The organism is Ciceribacter sp. L1K22, assembly GCF_017599385.1.
Classification (GTDB): Bacteria; Pseudomonadota; Alphaproteobacteria; order Rhizobiales; family Rhizobiaceae; genus Allorhizobium.
Map to the genome: position 1 here is coordinate 3,663,597 of NZ_JAGFPK010000001.1, position 23,420 is coordinate 3,687,016.

21 protein-coding genes and 1 pseudogene are annotated in these 23,420 nt (G+C 61.4%); 12 read left to right on the forward strand and 10 right to left on the reverse strand.

The annotated features are described in order from the left end of the window. The first annotated feature begins 62 nt into the window (after positions 1–62). Genes araG through J5J09_RS17960 form a run of 4 tightly spaced genes read left to right on the forward strand, consistent with a single transcriptional unit; the run spans position 63 to position 4,183 of the window. Entirely contained in the window at positions 63–1,571 is a 1,509-nt protein-coding gene (gene araG / locus J5J09_RS17945; protein ID WP_208552892.1) for an L-arabinose ABC transporter ATP-binding protein AraG, read from the forward strand. 16 nt (positions 1,572–1,587) lie between these two features. Then, entirely contained in the window at positions 1,588–2,538 is a 951-nt protein-coding gene (araH, locus tag J5J09_RS17950) for an L-arabinose ABC transporter permease AraH (protein ID WP_208552893.1), read from the forward strand. Continuing rightward, a complete protein-coding gene (locus J5J09_RS17955; RefSeq protein ID WP_208552894.1) occupies positions 2,535–3,398 on the forward strand; it encodes an aldose 1-epimerase in 864 nt (287 codons plus the stop codon). Before araH ends, J5J09_RS17955 begins: the two co-directional genes overlap by 4 nt. Positions 3,399–3,400: 2 nt before the next feature. Next, positions 3,401–4,183, forward strand: coding sequence for an SDR family oxidoreductase (locus tag J5J09_RS17960; protein ID WP_208552896.1), 783 nt, complete (start codon positions 3,401–3,403; stop codon positions 4,181–4,183). A 287-nt stretch (positions 4,184–4,470) separates the two neighbouring features. Here the strand turns inward: J5J09_RS17960 and J5J09_RS17965 are convergent, their stop codons facing one another. From J5J09_RS17965 to J5J09_RS17980, 4 genes are read right to left on the reverse strand one after another with little or no spacing between them, the layout of a single operon-like run. Next, positions 4,471–5,709, reverse strand: a complete 1,239-nt coding sequence (locus J5J09_RS17965) for an ABC transporter substrate-binding protein (RefSeq protein ID WP_246746011.1) — start codon at positions 5,707–5,709, stop codon at positions 4,471–4,473. 46 nt (positions 5,710–5,755) lie between these two features. Next, the gene (locus tag J5J09_RS17970) at positions 5,756–6,802 is read right to left on the reverse strand and encodes an aldo/keto reductase (RefSeq protein WP_208552900.1); all 1,047 of its coding nucleotides are present in this window, start codon (positions 6,800–6,802) and stop codon (positions 5,756–5,758) included. Between the two features lies 1 nt (position 6,803). Then, the gene (locus J5J09_RS17975) at positions 6,804–7,154 is read right to left on the reverse strand and encodes a TIGR04076 family protein (RefSeq protein ID WP_208552901.1); all 351 of its coding nucleotides are present in this window, start codon (positions 7,152–7,154) and stop codon (positions 6,804–6,806) included. Between the two features lie 9 nt (positions 7,155–7,163). Next, on the reverse strand, positions 7,164–7,877 hold the full coding sequence (locus tag J5J09_RS17980; RefSeq protein ID WP_208552902.1) for a GntR family transcriptional regulator: 714 nt from the start codon (positions 7,875–7,877) through the stop codon (positions 7,164–7,166). Positions 7,878–7,978: 101 nt separating this feature from the next. Between J5J09_RS17980 and J5J09_RS17985 the strand changes: the two genes are divergently transcribed. The 5 genes from J5J09_RS17985 to J5J09_RS18005 are packed head-to-tail and all read left to right on the forward strand — an operon-like array spanning position 7,979 to position 12,868. Then, positions 7,979–8,782 carry an ATP-binding cassette domain-containing protein gene (locus J5J09_RS17985; RefSeq protein ID WP_208552903.1) on the forward strand — a complete coding sequence of 268 codons (804 nt, stop codon included), beginning with the start codon at positions 7,979–7,981 and terminating at the stop codon, positions 8,780–8,782. After that, the gene (locus tag J5J09_RS17990; protein WP_208552904.1) at positions 8,779–9,525 is read left to right on the forward strand and encodes an ABC transporter ATP-binding protein; all 747 of its coding nucleotides are present in this window, start codon (positions 8,779–8,781) and stop codon (positions 9,523–9,525) included. Before J5J09_RS17985 ends, J5J09_RS17990 begins: the two co-directional genes overlap by 4 nt. Next, entirely contained in the window at positions 9,522–10,433 is a 912-nt protein-coding gene (locus J5J09_RS17995; RefSeq protein WP_208552905.1) for a branched-chain amino acid ABC transporter permease, read from the forward strand. The genes J5J09_RS17990 and J5J09_RS17995 overlap by 4 nt, the downstream gene beginning before the upstream one ends. Beyond that, entirely contained in the window at positions 10,430–11,389 is a 960-nt protein-coding gene (locus J5J09_RS18000; protein ID WP_208552906.1) for a branched-chain amino acid ABC transporter permease, read from the forward strand. The genes J5J09_RS17995 and J5J09_RS18000 overlap by 4 nt, the downstream gene beginning before the upstream one ends. Before the next feature lie 18 nt (positions 11,390–11,407). After that, positions 11,408–12,868, forward strand: coding sequence for an aldo/keto reductase (locus J5J09_RS18005; protein ID WP_208552913.1), 1,461 nt, complete (start codon positions 11,408–11,410; stop codon positions 12,866–12,868). 38 nt (positions 12,869–12,906) lie between these two features. On the opposite strand, the gene hydA is transcribed toward J5J09_RS18005, so the two are convergent. The 5 genes from hydA to J5J09_RS18030 form a co-directional block, all read right to left on the reverse strand. Next, entirely contained in the window at positions 12,907–14,337 is a 1,431-nt protein-coding gene (gene hydA / locus J5J09_RS18010) for a dihydropyrimidinase (RefSeq protein ID WP_208552914.1), read from the reverse strand. Between the two features lie 25 nt (positions 14,338–14,362). Next, positions 14,363–15,634 (reverse strand): cysteine desulfurase-like protein, encoded by a 1,272-nt coding sequence (locus tag J5J09_RS18015; RefSeq protein WP_208552915.1) that lies wholly within the window; start codon positions 15,632–15,634, stop codon positions 14,363–14,365. Positions 15,635–15,662: 28 nt separating this feature from the next. Next, positions 15,663–16,412, reverse strand: coding sequence for an amino acid ABC transporter ATP-binding protein (locus tag J5J09_RS18020; RefSeq protein ID WP_208552916.1), 750 nt, complete (start codon positions 16,410–16,412; stop codon positions 15,663–15,665). After that, on the reverse strand, positions 16,412–17,083 hold the full coding sequence (locus J5J09_RS18025) for an amino acid ABC transporter permease (RefSeq protein ID WP_136542123.1): 672 nt from the start codon (positions 17,081–17,083) through the stop codon (positions 16,412–16,414). The genes J5J09_RS18020 and J5J09_RS18025 overlap by 1 nt, the downstream gene beginning before the upstream one ends. Positions 17,084–17,145: 62 nt before the next feature. Further along, complete coding sequence (locus J5J09_RS18030; RefSeq protein ID WP_208552917.1) at positions 17,146–17,940, reverse strand: ABC transporter substrate-binding protein; 795 nt, start codon at positions 17,938–17,940, stop codon at positions 17,146–17,148. 156 nt (positions 17,941–18,096) lie between these two features. Here J5J09_RS18030 and J5J09_RS18035 point away from each other — a divergent pair, with 156 nt between their 5' ends. Next, the gene (locus J5J09_RS18035) at positions 18,097–18,795 is read left to right on the forward strand and encodes an FCD domain-containing protein (protein ID WP_208552918.1); all 699 of its coding nucleotides are present in this window, start codon (positions 18,097–18,099) and stop codon (positions 18,793–18,795) included. Between the two features lie 322 nt (positions 18,796–19,117). Here J5J09_RS18035 and J5J09_RS18040 read toward each other — a convergent pair whose 3' ends face one another. Continuing rightward, positions 19,118–20,008, reverse strand: coding sequence for a hypothetical protein (locus J5J09_RS18040; protein ID WP_208552919.1), 891 nt, complete (start codon positions 20,006–20,008; stop codon positions 19,118–19,120). A gap of 229 nt (positions 20,009–20,237) precedes the next feature. On the opposite strand from J5J09_RS18040, the gene J5J09_RS18045 reads away from it, so the two are divergent. After that, positions 20,238–21,893, forward strand: a complete 1,656-nt coding sequence (locus J5J09_RS18045) for a winged helix-turn-helix domain-containing protein (RefSeq protein WP_208552921.1) — start codon at positions 20,238–20,240, stop codon at positions 21,891–21,893. Positions 21,894–22,111: 218 nt separating this feature from the next. Next, positions 22,112–23,420, forward strand: a pseudogene (locus tag J5J09_RS18050) (hypothetical protein); the annotation flags it as partial.

Here is a 23,420-nt window from a genome sequence, read left to right on the forward strand (position 1 = left end):
CCGATTTTCGCAAATCTGCCCGGCGGCGATCAGCCGGCGTCGGGCCCCTCTGCGGAGCTTTCATGGCCTTTCTCGAATTCAAAGATATCAGCAAGGGCTATCCCGGCGTCCAGGCCCTATCGAACGTGTCCTTCTCAGTGAAAAAGGGCGCCGTTCATGGCCTGATGGGCGAAAATGGCGCGGGCAAGTCGACCCTGATCCGTCTTCTGTCCGGCGACCAGTTTGCCGATACCGGCACCATTTCCATCGACGGCGTAGCGCAGACCTACAAGTCGGTGCGCGATGCCTTCGCCTCGGGTGTGATCGTCATCCACCAGGAACTGCAGCTGGTCCCCGAACTGACCGTTGCCGAAAACCTCTGGCTCGGTCGTTTCCCGTCATCCGCCGGTGTCATCAACCGCCGCAGCCTGAGCGATAGCGTGGCTGCGAAGCTCCGCGATATCGGCATCGATATCGATCCCGATGCCAAAGTGTCATCCCTGTCGATCGGCGAGCGCCAGATGGTCGAGATCGCCAAGGCTGTCATTCTCGATGCCCGGGTCATCGCGCTCGACGAACCCACTTCGTCCCTTTCCTCGCGTGAAAGCGAAGTGCTGTTCGCCCTGATCGACAAGCTGAAGGCCAAGGGCACGGTCATTCTTTATGTGTCGCACCGCCTCGACGAGATTTTCAGGCTTTGCGACAGCCTCACAGTATTGCGCGATGGCAAGCTTGCCGCCCATCACCCCGAGATCGCCACCACGAGCCGTGACCAGATCATCGCCGAGATGGTTGGTCGCGAAATCAGCAATATCTGGGGCTGGCGCGCCCGTGATTTCGGACCCATGCGCCTTGAGGTCTCTGATCTTAAAGGCCCCAATCTGCGCCAGCCGATCAGCTTTTCCGTGCGCCAGGGCGAGATTCTCGGATTCTTCGGCCTGATCGGTGCCGGGCGCAGCGAAATGGCGCGGCTGCTGTTTGGCGCGGACAGGCGTGACGGCGGCAAGGTCGTTGTCGATGGCGTCACCGTCACAGCCAATAGCCCCGGCGCATCGATCCGGTCCGGCATCGTGCTTTGCCCGGAAGATCGCAAGCATGACGGCATCGTGCAGGGGCGGTCGATCGAAGAAAACATCACGATTTCCTCGCGCCGGCACTTTTCGCCTTTCGGGATACTCAGCCCGACGAAGGAAGCCTCAGTCGCCGATGATTTCATTTCAAGGCTCAAGGTTCGCACCCCCTCTCGCCTCCAGGACATCATCAACCTGTCCGGTGGCAACCAGCAGAAGGTCATTCTCGGACGCTGGCTGTCCGAACAGGGCGTCAAGGTACTCGTCATCGACGAGCCGACGCGCGGCATCGACATCGGCGCAAAGGCGGAAATCTACGAAATCCTCTATGGCCTCGCAGCCGAAGGCATGGCGATCATCGTCATCTCCAGCGAATTGCCTGAAGTCATGGGGATATCCGACCGGATCATGGTGATGTGTCAGGGACATGTGGCCGCAGACGTCTCGCGTCCTGATTTCCACGAGCGCCTTATCCTTAGCGCCGCTCTGCCCGATCGCACAACAGCCGCCGCCACCCTCTAACGCAGGACCGATATTCATGCCGTCTCTCAAGAAACTTCTTCTCGGCGATCAGGGCCTGGTGGTGATCTTTGTCGTCGCCTTTGCCGTGGTAGCACTTACCGTTCCCAATTTCATGACCGAGCGCAACGTTCTCGGCCTGCTGCAATCGGTGGTCACCATCGGCATTGTCGCCTGCACCATGATGTTCTGCCTGGCTTCGCGCGATTTCGACCTCTCTGTCGGATCCATCGTCGCCTTTTCCGGCATGATCGCGGTCATGGCGTCCAACGCCACCGGCTCGATCGTTCTTGGCCTGATCGCGGCGCTTGCCAGCGGTGCCTTTGTCGGCCTTATCAACGGTGTGGTCATCGCACGCTTTCGCATCAACGCCCTGATCACCACGCTTGCGACCATGCAGATCGTGCGCGGTTTCGCGCTGATCGTGTCCGATGGACGTGCCGTCGGCATCAACAATCCGGATTTCTATCAGCTGGCGCTGTCGAGGTTCTTCGGCGTGCCCACCCCGATCTGGGTCATGGCGGCGCTCTTCATCGTGTTCGGCTTCGTGCTCAACCGCACGGTCTTCGGCAAGAACACGCTGGCCATTGGTGGTAATCCCGAAGCGTCGCGGCTCGCCGGCGTCAATGTCGGCAACATGCGCATCTGGATCTTTGCCCTGCAGGGGCTGGTCTGCGCCATTGCCGGCATCCTCCTTGCCTCGCGCATCACGTCGGGCCAGCCAAACGCTGCCACCGGCCTCGAACTCTCTGTTATCTCGGCCTGCGTCCTCGGTGGTGTATCGCTGGCGGGTGGTCGGGCGACCATGAGCGGTGTGATCGTCGGTGTCATGATCATGGGAATTGCGGAGAACGTCATGAACCTCCTCAACATCCAGGCCTTCTACCAATATGTCGTGCGCGGCCTGATCCTGTTGATCGCCGTCCTGCTCGACAATCTGCGCTCGTCGGCAGCCGGACGGCATCGGTGACTTCGGATTTGGAAACGCTTCTGCTAGCGAACGGCGCCCTTCAGGTGCGGGTTGCCAGCCAAGGTGCTGCCCTGACCGAAGCCAGGTTCGACGGCGAGGCGTTCCTGGTCCCCGGCGGCGGCCCGGAAGGACGTTTCGCAAGCTTCCCGCTGGTGCCTTTCGGCAACCGGCTGGAGCATAACAGTTTTGCGCTTGAAGGCACAGACTACCGCTTCCTGCCCAATAGCGCCGACCCGCTCTATCTGCATGGCGACGGATGGCTTGAGCAATGGGATATCGAGAAGGTCGATAGCACTTCGGTCACGCTGTCGCTCAGACATCCGCCCGGTCCGTTTTCCCCATATAACTATAGCGCCTGGCACACTATCTCGCTTGCCAACAACGCTCTCAGCCTCAGGCTATCGGTACGTCATGAAGGTGAGAAGCCGCTGCTCTACGGCCTTGGGCAGCATCCCTTCTTCGCTCGAACGGCACAAACGCGCCTTGCCGCGCCGGCACGGACCGCATGGACAGAGCGCGCCGGGCATTTGCCGGGCGAGGGCGGTTCTCCGCCAGTGGCACTTGATTTCACTGCTCCGACATTATTGCCGGATCGCTTTGTCAATAATGCCTTTGCAGGGTGGGACGGACGGGCTGCCATCGAATGGCCGGAACTCCAGCTCGCTGCCGAGATCAACGCTGTGTCGATCCATGATATCTACATGCTCTACATGCCGGTCGACCGCACCGACTTATTCTGCTTCGAACCGATGACCCATCTGCCGAACGCCCATCACATGCCGGGCTATGGCGGGTTGAAGCGGCTGGCAACCGGGGAAACGATCAGCAGTGAAATCACCATTCGACTGAGGAGGATATGACCATGAGCAACCGGCTCGACGGGAAGCGGATCATGATCACCGGAGCCGCCCAGGGTATCGGGTTTGCGATGGCCGAGGCCTTTGCTCGCGAAGGGGCGGCCCTGCTGTTGATCGACCGCGACGGGGACCTGCTGGCGAAAGTCGCGGAAGACCTTCAGGCTCAAGGGGCAAAACTCTGCCATGCTGCAGCCGATATCACCAATGCCGCCTCGATAGAGGCTGCGATCATACAGGCGCGGGAGACGGTCGGCGACATTAACGCGCTCGTCAACAATGCTGGCGTTAATATCTTTGCTGAACCGCTTAAGCTCAGTGATGAAGCTTGGGAGCGCTGCTTCGACATCAACCTTAAAGGTGCATGGAACTGTACCCGGTTAGTGTTAAAGGGCATGCTGGCCGGCGGCAAAGGTGGCGTTATTCTCAATATAGCCTCCACGCATGCTTTCACGGTGATCCCGCGCACGTTTCCCTATCCGCTTGCTAAGCATGCGCTGCTCGGCATGACGAAATCACTGGGCTTGGAATATGCAGCTGCTAATATCCGTGTAAATGCACTGGCGCCCGGCTATGTCGCGACCCAGAAGGTAATCGATTACTGGAACAGCTTTCCCAATCCCGAGGCCGCGAAAGCCGAGACAATGAAACTGCACCCCGGCGGGCGGATCGCCACCCCGAATGAGATTGCGATGGCAGCCGTTTTCATGATCTCGGACGAATGTTCCTTCATGAACGCCACCTGCCTGACCGTCGACGGTGGGCTGAGTGTGCAGCAGCATCCATTGTGATGGAGGCTTGAACTATTCCCGATCCAACATAGCCTGAGCTCCACGCGGCGGTGTTTGTCGACGCAGCGGAATGGCAGATCGTCCCGACAGCTCGAGCCTGCGGATCTCAAGTCAGTTCTGAAAAGCTCGCACTGGGCATGCCCGTTGAAGTCTACATCGAAACAGAAGAGCGAAGCGTCATCTGTTACCTTGCGAAACCATTCATGGACCAAGTCATCAAGGGGTTCCGGGAGGATTGAGGGATTGGGCGGCTGAGGAGCCGCCCAGTGTTGATCGCCTTTTAAGAGTTACTTCGCCAAGCTAGCCTTGATTTCGGCCACTGTTTCGGACTCCATCTGGCCGACTGTCGTTACTTCTCCGTCGGTGATCTTCCACAGCCTGAAGGGGCCGGTGATGTCGCCGTACTGGTCGAAGCTCACAGGGCCGATGACGCCTTCATACTTGATCGGCTTCCCCTCCTTCAGAAGTCCGAGTGCTTTCTCAAATTCCGCCTTGCCAGCGTAGATTGGGGTGCCGCCGGCTGCGGTGACCTCGGAGATCGCTGATTTGATCGCCTCCTTGTCGGACTTGCCTGCCTTGGCGATCGCCAGAGCGACAATCGCACCGGCGTCATAGGAGCGGTCTGCGGCCGGCGCCGATGGCTCGATCCCGCCGGAGAAATCCGCGTAATTCGCGTTGAAGTACTCGGTCGATGCAGTCGGCGTGGTGCCGGACGATGTGCCGTATGCCTCGTTCAGATATTGCGGGCCGACACTGGCGATGAAGTCCTTGGAGTTCATGCCATCATTGAACAGGAATTTCTGGACGCCGCCGCCGGAAATCCAGGCGCGGGCAATCGTGGCTCCGTCCACCGGCGTGGAGATGAGATAAAGCGCATCCGGCTCACCTTCCATCGCAACCGACGCTTCTGACGAGTAGCTAGCCTGCTTCTCGTTATAGGGTGTCGTCGAGGTGATCGTGCCGCCGAGCTTGGTGTAGGCGGCGGTGAATTCCTGCATCAGGTTGTTGCCGAAGTCGTTGTTGACGTGAATGATCGCAATCTTCTTCATGCCCTGGTCGAGGGCGTATTTCGCTGCCGCGGTTCCCTGCAGGGCGTCAGACGTGATGGTACGGAAGAACACACCATTGGTCTTGCCCTCGCGACCGAGGGCCGTCAGCGTCGGGGAAGAGGATGCCGGAGATACCTGAACGACTCCGGCAGGTGCGGTGACGGAGGTGAGGATCGGGATCGAGACCGAGGAAATGATGCCGCCGATGACGACCGGCACCTTCTTGATGTTGACGAGCTGTGTTGCCTGATCCACGGCCACATTGCCCTGGCTCTGGCTGTCGCGCGTATCCATCACGAGCTTGCAGCCGTCTACGCCGCCCGCTTCGTTGAAGTCACGGAAGGCCATTTCGACGGATTTGGCGCCGGCTTTGCCGTATTCGCCTGCGGGGCCGGTGAGCTCCATTACCACACCGACGGTGATGTCGCATTCCTGCGCGAAGGACGGCACAGCACCGACGGCAAGGCCGGCAAGCATGGTCGACGTCAGAACGAGGCGTTTCAGTTGATTTCCCTTACTCATGTCATTCCCCTTTGTTGAGATTATATTTCATGATGCTGCCGTGGCGCCCGGTGCGGTCCCGCTCGAGCGTATAGACGTCGCCTTCCAGTTCGCGCGCACCCGCCATGGGGGTCTCGATCTCCGCCAGGTCGGTGTCCGACAGGACGACATCGGAGATGGCGAGATTGGAGGCGAGGTGATTGCGATTGCGCGCGCCGACGATCACCGCCGTCACGCCTGGCCGGCGGAGCATGGCGGCACTGGCGATCGTGGCGATGTCGGTCGCATGACGGTCCGCCACCTTGCGAAGCGTTGCAAGCAATGCCTGGAACAGATCCCAGCCACCGAGATCGTCGATGATCAGCTTGTATTTGGTCAGCGAACGGTTCTCGAGCGGATGTTCTGGCTCCGTCTTGCCAAGCCAGCGGTCGGAGAGAAAGCCACCGGCGACCGTGCCATAGCAAAACAGCGCAAAATCATGCTGAGCAGCGAGCCCGACCATGCGCTTTTCCGGGCGCCGGTCGAGCAGCGAATATTGCAACTGCAGCGAGGTCAGCGGGATCCCGGCATCGAGGATTGCCGTGACATGGTCGCTGTCAAAGTTTGTGGCGCTGATCTTGTCGATACGCCCGTCGGATTGCAGCTCCTTCAGCCAGCCGAGCGTATCCAGCCAGGCTGGCATCTCGTAGTCCCACCAGTGGAACTGGACGAGATCGAGCCGCTCCATGTTCAGCCGCTTGCGCGACGTGTCGATCACGCCTTCCACATAGGATCTGGTGATTGTCGGGAGAACGCCGAGATCGGGTACGAATTTGGTGTGAACGCGAATGCGATCGAGTCCGGCCTGGCCGTGCAGGTCGCGGTAGCGCAGCCGGAAACGTCCGATCAGATCTTCCACGCCGGTGTAGATGTCTGCGCAGTCGAAGGTGGTGATGCCGGCATCGGCAAAGGCCACCATGTCCTCGATCGCCATCTCCGCATCGATGGCGCCATGGCCGCCCGCCAACTGCCAGCCGCCGCGGATGACGCGGGAGATTTCGTAACCGGGGGCGATGGAGATACGCTGCATCTTATTCTTTTCCTTCGAGGGGCACGGCCGTCGTTGCGGCATGGCTGAAACGGCGAAGCCCGGTCCGGCGAATTCTCAGGCGGGTTGAGCAGTTGGGATCCGGACAGGCGATCTCCGCATCCGTCGTCATCCAGTCATGCGCATGGGTGGGGCGTTGCTTGGCGGCGAGAAGGGGAAGTACGGAGGCGAGGGAGTAAATCGAGATGCCCTGTCCTGGCGGGAGATAAAGCATCTCGCCCTGCAGCTCGAAATAATCGCCTGGCTTGGCGCCGCAGTAGACGGCTCCAACTTCGGGGATCACCACCTCGACACGCAGATCAAAGAGCTCGAAGGTATCGTCTTTAGCGCCCATCGATTTCCCTCACGCTGCTTCGTCGCCGGCGTCGAGGCGCCCTCGCACGAGATCGAAGGAGCGTCCGATGTCGTTGGAAAGCGCGTCCACGGCAGCCTCCTCATCGCGTGCTTCGAGAGCTGCGACCAGCGTCCAGTGGTGGTTCGTCGCGGCAAGGCCGCCTTGTTCGTCATGGATATGGGCAGCGGCCCGGACCACCGGGCCGGACTGGAGCCAGAGGCTTTCGACCATCGGGATCAGCACACGCGATGAGGCGGCGCGATAGATGTGGAAATGGAAGCGATGATTGATTTCAGAGGTGACGGGGCCGACGTCCTGGCCATGCCGCTCAAAGGCTGCCTCGCAATCCCGGTTAATCTGCTTCAGGCTTTCGATGTCTTCCGCCGTCAGCCTGTCACAGGCGAGCGCCACCAGACGCCCCTCGATCAGGATGCGGGCGCGCTCCAGGTCATCGAGACGGTCACGGGTGATCAGAGGGACCCTGACGGTGCGATTGGGCAGAGCCTCCAGCGCCTGTTCGGAGACAAGGCGACCCAGCGCTTCGCGTACCGGCATGGTGCTGGTCTTCAGGCGGTCCGCCATATCGACGATCCGCAGCATGTCGCCTGCGGCAAAGCCGCCATTGATCAGGGTGCGGCGCAACTGCTCGTAGACGCGATCCTGTAGCGTCTCTCGCCCGACAGGCGTCAGCAGATCATCCGACTGGGCGACCGTATCCGTCATTCCGCCTCAACTCCCCGGAAATATCGGTTGATTTTCGCGTCTGCGTCAAGTTTGATCAAACATCACGGATCAAATCAAGGCTCATTTTGGAAGCGACAGTCGTGCATCCCCCATCACCCGCGTCCCTTCCAACGGCCTCGTTATCGCCTGCCATCGAAGCGCGGCGTGTGACGAAGCAATTTGACGGTCTGACTGTGGTTTCCGACATGTCGCTGCAGCTCGCCAAAGGAGAGATTCTCGGCCTGATCGGCCCGAATGGTGCGGGTAAGACCACCATGTTCAATCTGTTAGCTGGCAGCCTCAAGCCCAGCGCCGGCGGGATCTTCATCGAGGGGCAGGACGTTTCCAGCCAAGCGCCCGAGCAACGCATCGCGCATGGGGTTGCACGAACCTTCCAGATCCCACGTCCATTCTCCGAAATGAGCGTGCTGGAAAACGTGCTGGTCGGCGCTCAGAAGCAGACGGGAGAACGGTTGTTTTCCAATTTTCTCCGGCCGGGCTTGGTGCGCCGCGAGGAGAAGGCGGCGCTTGAAAAGGCGCATGTCATGCTCGAGTTCGTCACGCTGTCGCGGCTTGCCCACGAGCCCGCGCGCGTCTTGTCCGGCGGGCAGCGCAAGCTTCTGGAACTGGCGCGCGTCCTGATGGCCGACCCGCAGGTGATCCTGCTCGATGAACCGGCCGCCGGCGTAAACCCCGCCTTGCTCGAGGTGATCATGGATCGTGTGGTGGCGCTGAATGCCGAAGGCAAGTCCATACTGCTCATCGAACACAACATGGACATGGTATCCAGGCTCTGCTCGCGCGTCATCGCCATGGCGCTCGGCAAGCTGCTGGCCGAGGGATCACCGGCTGACGTTTCCGCCAATCCCGCAGTCATCGAAGCCTATCTCGGTGGTGGTGCATGACAGACGCCGTTCTTGCAACCTCGGCGCTGGTCGCAGGCTACGAACCGGATCTTCCCATCGTTCGCGGCGTCGATCTTGCGGTCGCACGGGGCGAACTCGTCGTGCTTCTTGGCCCGAACGGTGCGGGCAAGTCCACCTTCGTCAAGGCGATCGCCGGCATGGTGCCTGTGCATTCGGGCCGGATCCACCTTGCCGGGCGGGACATCACGGACGTCGCGCCCCATCGGAAAGTGGCGGAAGGCCTGGCCTTCGTGCCGCAGACGGACAATGTCTTTGCCAGCATGAGCATTCTGGAGAACCTGCAAATCGCGGTTTCCCTGCTGCCGAAAGACGCGCGCCGCCTTGCCATCGAGACGATGTTGACCCGTTTTCCCGATCTCGCAATCCAGCCGAAACGCCTTGCCGGGGCGCTCTCCGGTGGTCAGCGGCAGATGCTGGCCGTGGCGCGGGCGCTGGCCCTTGATCCGCCGGTGCTGATCCTCGACGAGCCGTCTGCCGGTCTTTCCCCCAAAATCGTCGGCGAAGTCTTTTCCATGCTCAAGCGTATCAATGGCGAGGGCGTGACGATCATTCTGGTCGAGCAGAACGTGAAGGCGGCCATGGCGATTGCCGATCGTGCCGTGATCCTGGCCGAGGGCGTTATTCGGCACGAGGGCACACCGGCGGAGCTCGCCGATGATCCGCTGATCGGGCAGATCTATCTCGGTACCACAGGCCGTGCAGCCGAGGGGGTGTCGATATGAACCTGCAATTTTTGATGGACGGGCTGATTGCAGGCGCAATCATAGGGCTGGGCGCTGTCGGCGTTACCCTGACTTACTCGATCCTCCGCTTTGCCAATTTCGCCCATGGCGAGCTTCTGTCCTGGGGCGCCTATCTCGCACTCGGCATCAGCAGTGCGCTGGGCGTACTCGGGGCAGGGATGACGACGCCGCTCGGCCCGTTCTCCTTTGGTTGGTCGCTTCCGATCGCAGCGCTCCTCGCCATCGCACTGACGGGTCTTCTTGCGCTGGCTGTGGATGCCGCACTCTTTTCGAGCTTCCGGCGACGCGGCAGCGCCATCATCATCATGGTGATGGCAAGCTTCGGCGCATCGCTTGCACTGCGCAGCCTGCTCGAATTCCTGTTTACCTCGAAGCCCGCCTATTTCAGCCAAGCGCTGCAAATCGCCATGAAGCTCGGCCTGGGCCTCAGAGCGACACCGGACCAGATGGCCATGCTGGCCGTTGCGCTGACCTCTGTGATCACCGTTCACCTCGTCATGACGCGGACCGATATCGGCCGGGCGATGCGCGCCCTCAGCGAAAACCCGGGTCTTGCCGGTATCGCCGGCATCGATGTCCGGCGGGTCATCCGGACCGCCTGGTTCCTGGGTGCCGCACTGGCCTGTATCGCCGGGATCATGAGCGGGCTGATCATCCAGATCCGCCCCTATCTCGGGCATGACCTGCTGCTGCCCTTGTTTGCAGCCGCGATCCTCGGCGGTATCGGTTCGGTCCCCGGTGCCATGATCGCCGGCCTGCTGATCGGCCTCGCCGAGGCCTTCACCGTCCAGCTCATCGGCGCGGAATGGCGTGCTGCAGTGTCCTTTGCCATCCTGATTGCGGTCCTTCTCGTCCGGCCCCGCGGCCTTTTTGGAAAAGCGGCATGAGCATCGATCTAATCGCCTATGGCGCCTTCTTCCTCACCATGGCATTGACCTATGCGATCATCTGCCTGGGGCTGAATGTTCAGTGGGGCATGACGGGGTTGTTCAATGTCGGCATCGCCGCTTTCGTCGCGGTCGGGGCCTATACGTCGGCCATCCTCACCACCCCTGACACTGCGGAACGCCTTGGCGGTTTCGGACTGCCGATTGCTGTTGGCTGGCTTGGGGCTGCCATCGTCTCGGGAGCGCTGTCCTGGGCCGTTGGCGCGCTGACGATCCGGTTGAGATCCGATTATCTTGCCATCGCCACCTTCGGCGTCGCCGTCACCGTTCAGCTCTGCATGCTCAATCTTCAGAGCGTGACCGGCGGAGCTTTCGGGATTGGCTTCATTCCGCGTCCTTTCGCCGATCTGCAGGGTGATGCACTGCTTTTCAGTCTCGCCAACTGCGCTCTCATGGCGCTTGTCGTGCTGGTGCTCTTTCTCGGTCTGCAGCACTTGTCGCGCAGCCCCTGGGGACGTGTCTTGCGGGCGATCCGCGAAGACGAGACGGCCGCTCAAGCGCTCGGCAAGCGGCCCGTTCGCTTTCGCCTGCAGGCCTTTACCCTCGGCGGTGCGATCATGGGCCTTGCAGGCGCTGCCCAGGCACATTTCATCGGCTTTATCGCACCCGACAACTATATGCCGGTGCTCACCTTCCAGGTCTGGGCCATGCTGATCGTCGGCGGCTCGGGCAACAATCGCGGAGCGATTGCCGGCGCCATTTTGGTCTGGGGGCTCTGGGCTCTGACGGCCGCTGCCGTCTCCGCCTTCGTGCCGCCCGAAGAGCAGGCGCGCGCTGCCGCCTTGCAGATCGTCGCCATTGGTGTTGGGCTCTGCCTGATGCTGCTGCTGCGGCCGCGCGGCCTGTTCGGCGAGGTGAGCCCGCTCGCGCGCCTCAGCCGCAATAAACAATCCTGACCATCAAGGAATCACGCCGTGTCCCAGCATCCCGAACGTATCGCGCTCACGCCTGACCTGTCGATCAGCCGTCTCGTCTGCGGCCTCTGGCAGGTTGCCGATATCGAAAAGAATGGCGCCACGGTCGATCCGGAGCAGGGGGCTGATGCCCTGCAGGCCTATGCGGAGGCCGGGTTCGACAGTTTCGACATGGCCGATCACTACGGATCGGCAGAGATCATCACCGGCCATCTCCTCAAGCGCTATGCCACGGGCGAGAAGCGACCGGTGGCGTTCACCAAATGGTGCCCCGAGCCGGGTCCGATGCCGCGCGACCTGGTGCGACGGGGCGTGGAGGACCGACTTGCCCGCCTCGGCGTCGACAAGGTAGATCTTCTGCAGTTTCATTGGTGGACATTCGAACATCCGGCCTGGCTCGATGCCCTGCATGAAATGCAGGCGATGAAAGAAGAAGGCCTGATCGGCGCCCTCGGCCTCACGAATTTTGATGCAGCGCATCTCAACGTTGCGCTCTCCGATGGCATCGATATCGCAAGCAACCAGGTGTCTTTCTCCCTGATCGACAGGCGCGCTGCTGGCGATTTGTCGTCGCTATGCCTCAAGCGCGACGTGAAGCTTCTTGCCTATGGCACGCTCTGCGGCGGTTTCCTGTCGGAGAAATGGCTCAGTCAGCCGGAGCCTGCATCGATCCCCGACTGGAGCCGTTCGAAATACAAGCGCTTCATTGATACCGCCGGCGGCTGGAGCGTCTATCAGGGGATACTGCAGGCGGCCGCGACGATTGCTCGAAAACACGCAGTCTCGATCTCCAATGTGGCCAGCCGCTGGGTTCTCGAACATCCGGCTGTCGCTGCCACGATCATCGGTGCAAGGCTCGGCGAGAACGAACACCGCACCGACAACCTGAAGGTCTTTGGCTTCGAACTGGATACGGAGGACCGGGCGCTGCTCGACGGTGCCTTCGCCAAAGCCACGCCAATTCCCGGCGATTGCGGTGATGAATATCGAAAGCCGCCCTTCCTGACGGCATCCGGTGACCTCAGCCATCATCTCGATGCGATCCCGTCGGTCTACACGGCAGTTCCGGTGCCGGGGCGCGAGGATCGCATGCGTGTTTCCTCCGGCAGCATCTGGGAACCGCTTGCCGGTTACAGCCGGGCCGTGCGGGTCGGTGACCGGATCCTGGTATCGGGCACGACGGCGACCCACGGCAGTAACCGTTGTGTGGCACCTGGCGATCCGGGCGCTCAGGCAACCTATATTCTTGACAAGATCGCGGCTTCCATCTCTGCTCTCGGCGGTAAGATGGAGGACGTCGTCCGCACGCGCATCTATCTCAAGGATGCGTCACAGTGGGAGCCGGTCTCGCGAGCGCATGGGCGCTTCTTCTCCGACGTGCTTCCGGCGAACACTCTGATCGAGGCCGGCGCTTTGGTCGGCGATTACGAAGTCGAGATTGAAGCGGAAGCGATGGTTTAGATTTTGTGGGGCTGCAGCCGAGCGGCGCAGACCAGATATCAAGGGCTTAATGAGGCAACCGCAGTGGTGTCCGCAATCAAGTTCGAGCGCTTGCGGCTCTGGTACTGTCCTTGCCCGGCCTCCACGACAGCGCCGCGTTCCATGATCGTCTGGCCTCGAACCAGCAGGCGCACGGGCCAGCCGGTGATCTCCAGCCCCTCGTAAGAGGTGTAGTCGGCGCCGTGCTGGAGGATCTCGTTGGTCAGGGTGACCTTCTTTCTCGGATCCCAAAGCGCGATGTCGGCGTCCGATCCGATCGCGATCGTGCCCTTCTGCGGGTACATGCCGTAGAGCTTCGCATGATTGGTCGATGTGACCGCGACGAAATGGTTGATATCAATCCGGCCTTTCATCACGCCTTCGGAAAAGAGGATCGGCAGACGGGTTCCTACACCCGGGATACCGTTCGGGATCCAGCGGAAATGCCGCTTGCCCTTCTCGTTCAGCTTGCCTTCCGGATCATCGAAGCGGAAGGGGCAGTGGTCGGAGGAAAAGAGGTCGAAGACGCCCTGTTCGATCCCCTCCCAGCAGGCGTCCTGGCTCGCCTTGTCGCGCGGTGGTGGCGAGCAGACATATTTCGCGCCATCCAGGCCTTCGAGGTCCAGATCATCCGCGGTCAGCATCAGATATTGCGGGCATGTCTCGCCAGCAATTTTCTGGCCGCGCTGACGGGCCCGGCGAATTTCTTCCATCGCTTCGCGGTTCGAGACATGGACGATGACGATCGGCACATCGACGATTTCGGCGAGCGACAGCGCCCGATGCGTTGCCTCGCGTTCTGCCGCGACGGGTCTTGTCGTGGCGTGGTACTTCGGCGCAAGTTTCCCCTCTTCCTCGTGGCGGCCGATCAAATAGCGGATGGCGTCTTCGTTCTCGCAATGGACCATGACCAGCGCGCCTGTGCGGCGTGCCGTGTCCAGCGTCGCCAGGATTTCGTCATCGCGCAGACGCAGGCCCTCATAGGTCATGAAGACCTTGAGCGATGTATAGCCATCCTCCACCAGTGCCGGCAGTTCCTGGCCGAGGACTTCCGCCGTCGGATCCGTAATCACAAGGTGGAAGGAGACGTCGACATGGCACTTGCCCTCGGCCTTGGCGTGATAAACCTTGAGTGCCTCGCGCAGGGACTGACCCTTTTCCTGCATGCAGAAGGCCAAGACCGCGCTGTTGCCGCCGATGGCGGCCGAGCGTGTGCCGCTGTCGAAGTCATCGGCCATGACAATGCCTTCGCCGGAGGGCTGGTCGAGATGGACGTGGCTGTCGATACCGCCGGGGAGCACGAAGAGGCCGGTGGCGTCGATGACGTCATCGGCGTCTGTCAGACCGTTCGCGAGCGCCACGATCCGGCCGTCCCTGATGCCGACGTCGCTGACGAAGGTATCGCTTGCCGTTACCACCGTTCCGTTGCGGATCACCGTATCGAAGCGCATCCCGTCCATCCTTTCGTGTTGGCTCTCAGCTGGCCTTTGCCATGCCCGCTTCCCCGGCCAGAATGCGGTCGAGAGCAGCCGTGAAGCGGTCGACTTCCTCGATCGTGTTGTAGTGGACCATGGAGACGCGCAGCATGCCGCCCTGGTCGGTGAGGCCGAGATATTCGGCGAGCCGGCGAGAGTGAAAGTCGCCGAAGCGCATGGCGATCTTTTCCGCGTCCATGGCTTTGCAGAGGTCGGCCGCCTCGCGTCCATCGAAGCGGAAGGCGATGGTCGGTACGCGCCGGCTCTCCCTGTTCACGGATTGGCCAACGATCATGCAGTCGTTGCGCGAGCGCAAATAGGTCAGGAGGCGTTCGGTCAGCGCGTCTTCCTGGGCCGTGATGGCGCGATACGCGGCCTCGATCTTCTGCCTGATAGAGCCGGTCTCTCCTGACTGTTCGCCGATAGAGACGAGGTAATCGACGATCCCGCAGGTCGAATAGGCGAGCTCGTAGTTCGGGTTGCCGGGTTCGAGCTTGCCGGGGACTTTGTCGTAACCGTAGAAGTAGTGATAGAGCGGGTCGAGCGCGAGGAGCAGATCGTACTTGCCGTACATCAGCGCGTAATGCGGCCCGTAGGTCTTGTAGAGGCTGAAGACATAGTAATCCACGTCGAAGGCCTGAACGTCGACGGCGCGATGCGGGGCATAGGCGACGGCATCGACGCAGATCTTTGCCCCACGGGCATGGACGAAATCGGCGATCTCGCGGATCGGATTGATCGAGCCCAGAAGGTTCGAGCAATGGGTGACGCAGACCAGCCTGGTTTTTTCGGTCATCAGGGCGCCGAGATCAGCCAGGTCGAGCGTCAGGGTCTCCTTGTTGAGGGGCCAGATCTTCAGCACCACGCCGCGTTCCTGCAGGCGATCCCAGGGGCCGATATTGGATTCATGATCCGAGACCGTGATGACGATCTCGTCACCGGGTGACAGCTGGCTGTGCATGGCGCGCGCCAGGTTCTGCAGGAGTGCCGTCGTCGAATTGCCGAAGACGATTTCTTCCGGGCGGTTGGCATTGACGAGATGCATGGCGGCCGTGCGGGCCTCGTAAAGGGCTGCCGCTGCCGCTTGCGAAACCTCGTAGGAGCCGCCGATCTGGACATTTTTTTCATAGAGGAACGTGTTCATGCGTTCGACAGCGCTTTTGAGGATCTGCGATCCCCCGGCATTGTCGAAGAAGGTCCATCCGCGGGAAAGCCCCGGGAACTGGCTTCGCACGTAATCGAGATCGAGCGCCTTCTGGTCTTGGGTCGCCATGGCGGGTGTCCTCCGGTCTTGTTCTTGTTCAGTGGTTGAGGACTGCGCGCAGGAAGCCGCGCGTCCGTTCGTGTTTGGGGCTGGCGAAGATGTCTTCCGGCGGTCCGCTTTCGACCAGACGGCCGCCATCCATGAAGATCACTCGGTCGGCAACCTGGCGGGCAAAGCCCATTTCATGCGTCACGACGATCATCGTGACGCCCGATCCTGCAAGCTTGCGCATCACGTCGAGCACTTCGCCGACCATTTCCGGATCGAGTGCCGATGTCGGCTCGTCGAAAAGCAGCACCCGCGGCTCCATGGCAAGCGCCCGGGCAATGGCAACCCGTTGCTGCTGACCGCCGGAGAGCTGTCCGGGAAATTTCTCCGCCTGCTCTGAAATCCCGACGCGGGCGAGAAGCTCGCGCGCCTTGCGCTCGGCTTCCTTTTCCGGGGTGCCGCGGACCCGCATGGGAGCGAGCATGACGTTCTTCAGAACCGTCATGTGGGGAAAGAGATTGAAAGACTGGAAGACCATGCCGACTTCGGCACGGACCTTGGCAAGGCTCGGGCCCGGCTCGACGGTGATGCCATCGACCGTGATGCGGCTTTCCGGCGCGAAGGCTTCCAGATGATTGATGCAGCGGATGAGCGTCGACTTGCCCGAACCCGAGGGGCCGATGACGCAGACGACTTCTCCCTCGGCGATGTCGAGGTCTATCCCGTGCAGGACGGTGAAGGTGCCATAGGCCTTGGTGAGGCCGCGGATGGAGATGAGCGGCGCGTTGGTAGCAGTCATCAGCGTTTCCCCCGGCTGAAGTGTTTTTCCAGGCGCGAGACGACCGCGACCATGGGCCAGAGTAGGGCGATGTAGATGAGAGCTGCGCCGATCAGCGGGGTCGGATTGGCGGCAAGAGCCTGGGCCTGGGTGGCCTGCTTCAAGAGATCCGGCATGGCGACGACGGAGGCAAGTGCCGTGTCCTTCATCACGTTGATGCAGTTGTTGGTGAGTGGTGGAATGACGATGCGAATTGCCTGGGGCAGGATGACGTCCACCATGGTGTGGCGGTTGGAAAGGCCGAGTGCTGCGGACGCCTCAAACTGCCCATGCGGGATGGCTTCGATGCCCGCGCGGAAGATTTCTGCCGTGTAGGCCGCCGAGACCAGAGAGAGCGCCGTGACCGCCGACAGGAAGGGCGAGAGGCGAATGCCGACAAAGGGAAGCGCATAGTAGACGACGATCAAAAGCACTAGCAGCGGGATCGAGCGAAAGATGTCGATATAGATCCGGATGAGGAGCTTGATGAAGGCGGGCGCATAGAGGCGGGTGACCGCGAGAAAGAGACCGCCCGCCAGCCCGACGAGAATGCTGGTGACGCCGATCTGCAGGGTGACCACGAGACCCCAGAGAAGAGCCGGAAGGCTGTTCATGAGGACATCGAGGTTGAAGAAGGTATTGATGAGTGTCATGCCGGACCGGCTCCCATGGCAGGCCGGCGGAACTCTTGCGCTCCGCCGGTTGCGTTTCGAGCTTACATGGCCTTGGGCATGTCGAGGACGGTGACGGTCGAGGTGGTGTCCTCAGCCTTGGCGCCGAACCAGGTCTCGTGCAGCTTTGCGATGAAGCCCTCCTGCTTCAGCGCGGTGATGACAGTGTTCACCTCGGCTGCGAGCGGATCATCCTTGTTGAACATGATCGAGTATTTTTCGCCGGTCGGGATACGCTCGACCACCTTCAGTTCCGGCTTGTCCTTGACGTAGTAGAGAAGGGCCGGGATGTCGGAGATGTAGCCATCGATGCGGCCGGCGACCAGATCGAGCATGGCCGGCTGGAGGCCTTCGAAGCGGCGGATCTCGCCAAGCTTGTACTCGCCCTTGTTGGCTTCGGCCCACATGTCGCCGGTCGAGCCGGTGTCGACGCCGACAACCTTGTCGCCCATGTCCTTCAGGCCCGTGATGCCGGAGGCGGCAGTGACCGTGAGCGACTGGTCGCTGTCATAATACGGCTGCGCGAAGGAGACCGATTCGAGACGTTTCTCGGTGATGGTGATCGATGAAATCGCCATGTTTATGCGGCCCGACTGAACGGCCGGGAAGAGGCCGTTGAAGGGCGTGTTGACGAATTCGACCGTCTTGCCAAGGCGCTTGGCGATTTCGTTGACGAGATCGACCTCGAAGCCAGAGACCTTGCCGCTGGCGTCTTCGAATTCCCATGGGACATTGCCGATATTGGCACCGACCGTCAGGTCGGCGGCATGGGCGCTGGTCGAGAATGCGGCGAGAAGCCCGGCAAAGAGCGTCGCCTTGAATGTCGTGGAGCGTGTCATGAGAGTTCCCCTTGTTTTTTGAACGTGACTCAATCTACATTGGTCTAACTGGTCAGACCAGTCAGGCCAAACAAGCATGCTGCTTTCCGCTTGGCAAGGGGCTGCCGGAAAAAATACACTTGCCGCTTCGAGACAGGCCGCCGGGGAAGGGACCGCATGTTCAACAAGACGCTCGTGCCGCAATCGGTGGCACGCGAGATCCAGGGCATGATCCAGTCCGGGCAGTTGAAACCGGGCGAGAAGATCCCGTCACAGCGGGAGTTTTCCCAGAAGTTCGGGATCAGTCGTGCATCCCTGCGTGAGGCGCTTCTGACGCTGGAGACCCTGGGGCTTCTGAAGACGGAGGCGGGCAGGGGCACCTTTGTCGCAGCCCCCTCGGTCTCGGATACAGGCGTGAGTGGGCACATGGCGCCGTGGCGCTATTCGGACAGCTATTCCGTCTTCGACGTCTTCCAGACGCGCATCCTGTTGGAGGGAGAAATTGCCAGGCTGTCCGCCGGGCGCCTCACGCAATTGCAGCTCGACAAGATGGAGCGGGCGACGCAGGCGATGGAGGTCTGCTGGGCGAACCAGGATCTGCTGGCCAATGTCGAGGCGGATCTGGAATTCCATGGCGTTATCGTCTCGGCCTGCTCGAACGCCATGTTGAAGGCACTGTATCAGACCGTGCGCGACCAGGTGACCGAGACGCAACGTCAGCCAATCCCGATCACCGATCCCGAGCGCATGCGCGAATCGATCGGCGAGCACCGCAAGATCATCGCGGCCCTCAGCGCCAATGATGGCTCACGGGCAAAGCACGAAATGGAAACCCATATCCGCAACACCGCGCGCTGCGCCGGGCTGGAGCCGTAAGACGGGTCTGTTGGGCGAGCAGTTAGACCGATCTTATGGCTCCGCCATCCACCCTGATCTTGCTCGTCGTAACATATCAGGCTTTCTCGGTGGTCGAGAATACGGCGACCGCGGCAAATTCATCCGGCCGGCCATAACGTCCGACCGGCATGGCGGCTGCGGAGTCCGCCGCTACATCCTCGACACTCCTTCAAGTCTTAGCGGTCCGGATATGGGCGCTGCCAATCCTCCGCGCCAGTAGGGCGCTTTCCCCTCCATCGCAATGCCCAGTAGGCCGACCATTCGGCGAACACGTACGTCTCTCGACGCGGAATATCGAGGACTAGCTGTTTACGGCGGCCCAGTAGGCGGCATCGACAATCAGCAGCTTGCGTGCGTGGGCGCGTGCATATTCGGCGTAGAAGTCGGCTGAAATCCAGATTCTCGAATAGCCTCTTGGCCCGGACCACCCGATTCCGCCGATGGATTCGGCGGCGGAGAGTTTGCGGCTGGTGTGGGCTCGCGACAGGCCGAAATTGCGCGCGAGGTAGGAGATCGAAGAGACGTCCGTCAGGTATCCACCATGCGACGGACGAACCTGCCAGTCGATGCCGGATATTAGCCGGTCCATCAAAAGGCCGCCGATATCAGACCATGTGAAGATGGTGTAGAGCGGACCTGGAGCCCTGATGTCCGGATTGGACACGAGGCCTCCGGCGACCTCAGGACCCATGCGGGACAGCAGAGCCAGCGGCTCTGCTTGAAAGTGGACGGCACGCCCCCCGTCGTCAAAGAGATCAAGGGCGTGAAGGTGAATCTCGTACCATTGGGAGAGCAGGGCGAGCGTCTGGGGTGTGGGTGCGGCACTATCGCCGTCCGCCGTCGTGCTTATCATTCCGTATTTCAGGGCTTCATCAAAGAACGCATAGGCGGTGTTACGGCTGGCGATGGCGTTACGAAGCGCGAGATTGCCGAAGCCGGTGCGGGTAATGCCGGCCTTGCCCGCCGCGAGACTGCGAAAGTACTCGCCCAGCGCCACGTGCGACAAAAGCCACCGTTGTTGGGTCGCGAAGATCGCCGACTGTCTCGGTGCGTTCATATGCGTCGTGACGAAGCTGTTCGCAAGATAATCTATCACACCACGAAATACGGGATCGCGGACCATTTCGTCGATGCTTGCCCTAATGGGTTCCCCTCGACTTCGCTCGATCTGCGGCGTCCGCGAAGATGCCATGACGTATTTCCACCAGTTCCTAGATCTGCCTTGCGATCTGCCGAGCAAAAGGGTCTTGATCGGCCGATGCTAGAGGCACCTCCATCCGGCGCTAAGGCAATGGTACGGGGCTGAGATTTTCTGAAGTTTTCTGATGGCTGCCTGTTCAGCCGTTGGCCGTGCTGTCGGTTGACGGCATCCCTGCCGTCTCACTATTGTGGCCGCTCATGGCTGGAGGGGCTCGGGGTCGGTGTTGTTTTTTGCGGGTTTCGTTCTCGATCCGGACCGCATGGAACTGCGTCGCGACGATGGCGCGCTCGTCAGACTTCGACCCAAAGCGTTCGAACTGCTCAAGCTGCTTGCGTCGAACAGTCACCGCATCCTGACCAAGGACGAGATTCTTGCGGCCGTCTGGAAGGATATCCATGTCGGCGAGGACAGTCTCTTCCAGTGCATACGCGAAATCCGGATCGCGCTCGAAGACACGGACCGGCAGATCGTCAAGGTGGTCTCGGGGCGTGGCTATCTGTTTGCGGCGAACGTTTCGGCGGGGCGGCCTGACGAGACGGCCTTTCGCGCTCCAACACGAGCTGTTCGATTGCCGAAGGCGTGGGCTGCTGCCCTTCTCGCGGCCATCGCGGGCCTGCCCGTCGCATGGTTCGCGCTTCCGCTCCCGAGCCTGTTGCCTGATCTCTTTCCGGCGCCCAGACCGGCTCTGATGATCTTGCCGATAGCGGCCCCAGCGGACGACTCGACATCGGAAACACTCGCTTCGGGCATTGCGAGCGAGCTTCTGAGCGGGCTTTCCACCATCCGGTCCGTTGACCTGGTATCCGCCGATACGGCTCGAGAAGTCGGCCCCGCCACGCATGAGGTGCGGCTGGACCTGCACCGCAATGGCGAAAACTGGCACCTCCAGGCGCAGGTTATCTCTGTCGAGGGCCGCCAGGTCGATACGGTTGTCGACACCATATCGGATGCAAGCGATGGCGACGGACGCCAGCTCAGGGCGCGGCTGGCCGCCGGTGTCGGCTATGCTTTGGCCAAGCGCTTCGACGCCTGGGACGAGGCCGAAGGCAGGCGACGCTCGGGGGCCACGGCAAGCGATCTTGCCATCGTGCAAGCAATCGCATCGATCAACCAGACGACACGCGAGCGATTCACGACGGCGGTTGCGATCCTCACCAAGCAACTTTCGGCCGATCCCGACAATGTGGACCTCAAGATCGCCCTCGCGGCGCTGCAATTGCGAGGCCTGCAACTGAACTGGTACGACACCGAGGCCGGCGCTGAGGCTGAGCGCGACGCGCGGGCCTTGCTTGAGCAGGCGCTCCGAGAGCGGCCGCAGTCCATGGCGGTGCTGGGAGCCTATTGTCGCCTCCTGACGGTCACCAACGAGTTCGCCGACAGTCTGGTCGCCTGCGCGCAGGCGCTTGCGGTCAATCCATGGGATGGAGCCGCGCTTTACAATCTGGGACTGACGCAGACGCAGCTCGGCCGATTCGATGATGCCCTCTCGACGTTTTTGAAAGCCGAGCTGTTCGACACGCCTGACGAGGCCCGATGGACCTGGCTGCTGGGCGCGGGACTGGCCAATCTGCTCCTCGATCGCAACGAGGAGGCGCTCGACTATCTCAATCGCTCGATCGCGATAACCCCCGGTTCCGGTCGCTCCTACCTGCTGGTGGCGGCCGCCCACTGGAGACTGGGTCGCGAACAGGAGGCTCGTGCTGCGCTGGCGAAGGGTATGGCGCTTCGTCCCGGCGCCACCGTGGAGAATGTTGCCCTGCCGACCAAGAACGCGAGTCCCGCATTTCTCGACGCCAGTAGCCGCGTCATGCGGACCCTTGCCGAGATCGGTCTGCCGGCAGGCCCGATCCCGGACGGTGGCGCGGCGGGACAATAACCTGGTCGCAGCGTCCTCTCGCTTTCCCTTGTCCTGACCTGTTGCAGTCTTCGCTGTTCAGCCTATCAGAAATGGACGGCGACCCCGCTTTGCCGTCCCGCTAGCCTCCGCGCTAACGACAGGCCGTATCCGGGCCGTATGAGGACGCGCCTTTCCCGACATGTCCCATCCGGCCCGCAAGCCTGTCCTTCACAATATGCGCAGGAGGCGTAAGGATCGTGACGGCAAGAGCGACGGGCGGCAGCGAGGCGATCGTCAACACAACGCCGATCCACAATGGGACCGGCAGTGATGTGACCATGCTCGCCGATGGTGGCTGGGTGGTGACATGGTTATCCCCGAGGGGGCCTAATGGATTTCTCCACAAAATCCACCAGCAGCGTTTCAGTGCGGACGGCACGGCGATCGGAGAGGAGCGCGAGTTCGCTGCGAACGTCATTTCCCTGGGTGAATTTCAGGGGGTCGTGGCATTGACCGATGGCGGCTGGGTCGTTGCCTGGGGGCAACACGACGATGAGACTAACGACTATAATGTCTACCAGCAGCGGTTCGATGCCGACGGCACGGCGGTGGGCGGCGAGGTCCGCATCAATGCTTCGGTCGATGGCTACCAGTTCTATGCGTCCCTGGCTGCGCTCGCCGACGGTGGCTGGATCGCCACCTGGGTCTCCGACCATGAAGGAGTTTATCACGTCTACCAACAGCGTTTCGCCGCCGACGGCAGCGCCAGGGGGGAAACCCGGATCGGAGATTCGTATTACGGAGGCCAAATAAAGGTTGCCGCGCTTTCCGATGGCGGTTGGGTTGTCATTTCGTCAATGGTTGATGAGTTTAACACCATGGATGTCTATCAGCAACGCTTTGCGGCGGACGGCTCGGCGATGGGTGACTGGCAGCATCTCGGAAACCACACGGATTCATGGGTAAGTGTGTCCGTCATCGGTCTATCCGACGGTGGGTGGATGATCGTCAGGCTATTATCTCCCCTGAATGGCGACGCCGACACGATCTATCAGCAGCGCTACGATATCGACGGCAGCGCCGTGGGTGCCGCGCAACACGTCACCTCGGCATCCGCCTTGCTGGCTTATGAGTCTGTGGCCGTGCTTGCGGATGGCGGCTGGGTCATTACTTGGATGCACGAGACGGGGAGAGAATATGACGTCTTCCAAAGGCGTTACGATGCGGAGGGCAACCCGGTTGGGACGGAAACGCTGGTGAGCGCTGCTGCTGGTTTTCAGTACTATCCCTCCGTGACGGCACTGCCCGGCGGCGGCTGGGTCGTGACCTGGAACGATGGTTCCGGCATACGCCAGCGTGTCTTCGCCGCCGACATCGAGGGCACCGCTCTGGCCGAGACGCTTGAAGGCACCGCCTTCGACGAGACCATCCGCGGCTATGGCGGCAACGACACGCTCGACGGGGCCGGCGGCAACGACATCATGCTCGGCGGCTTCGGCAACGATACCTACATCGTCGACTCGGCCGGCGACCAGGTCCAGGAAATGGCCGCCCAGGGCACCGACA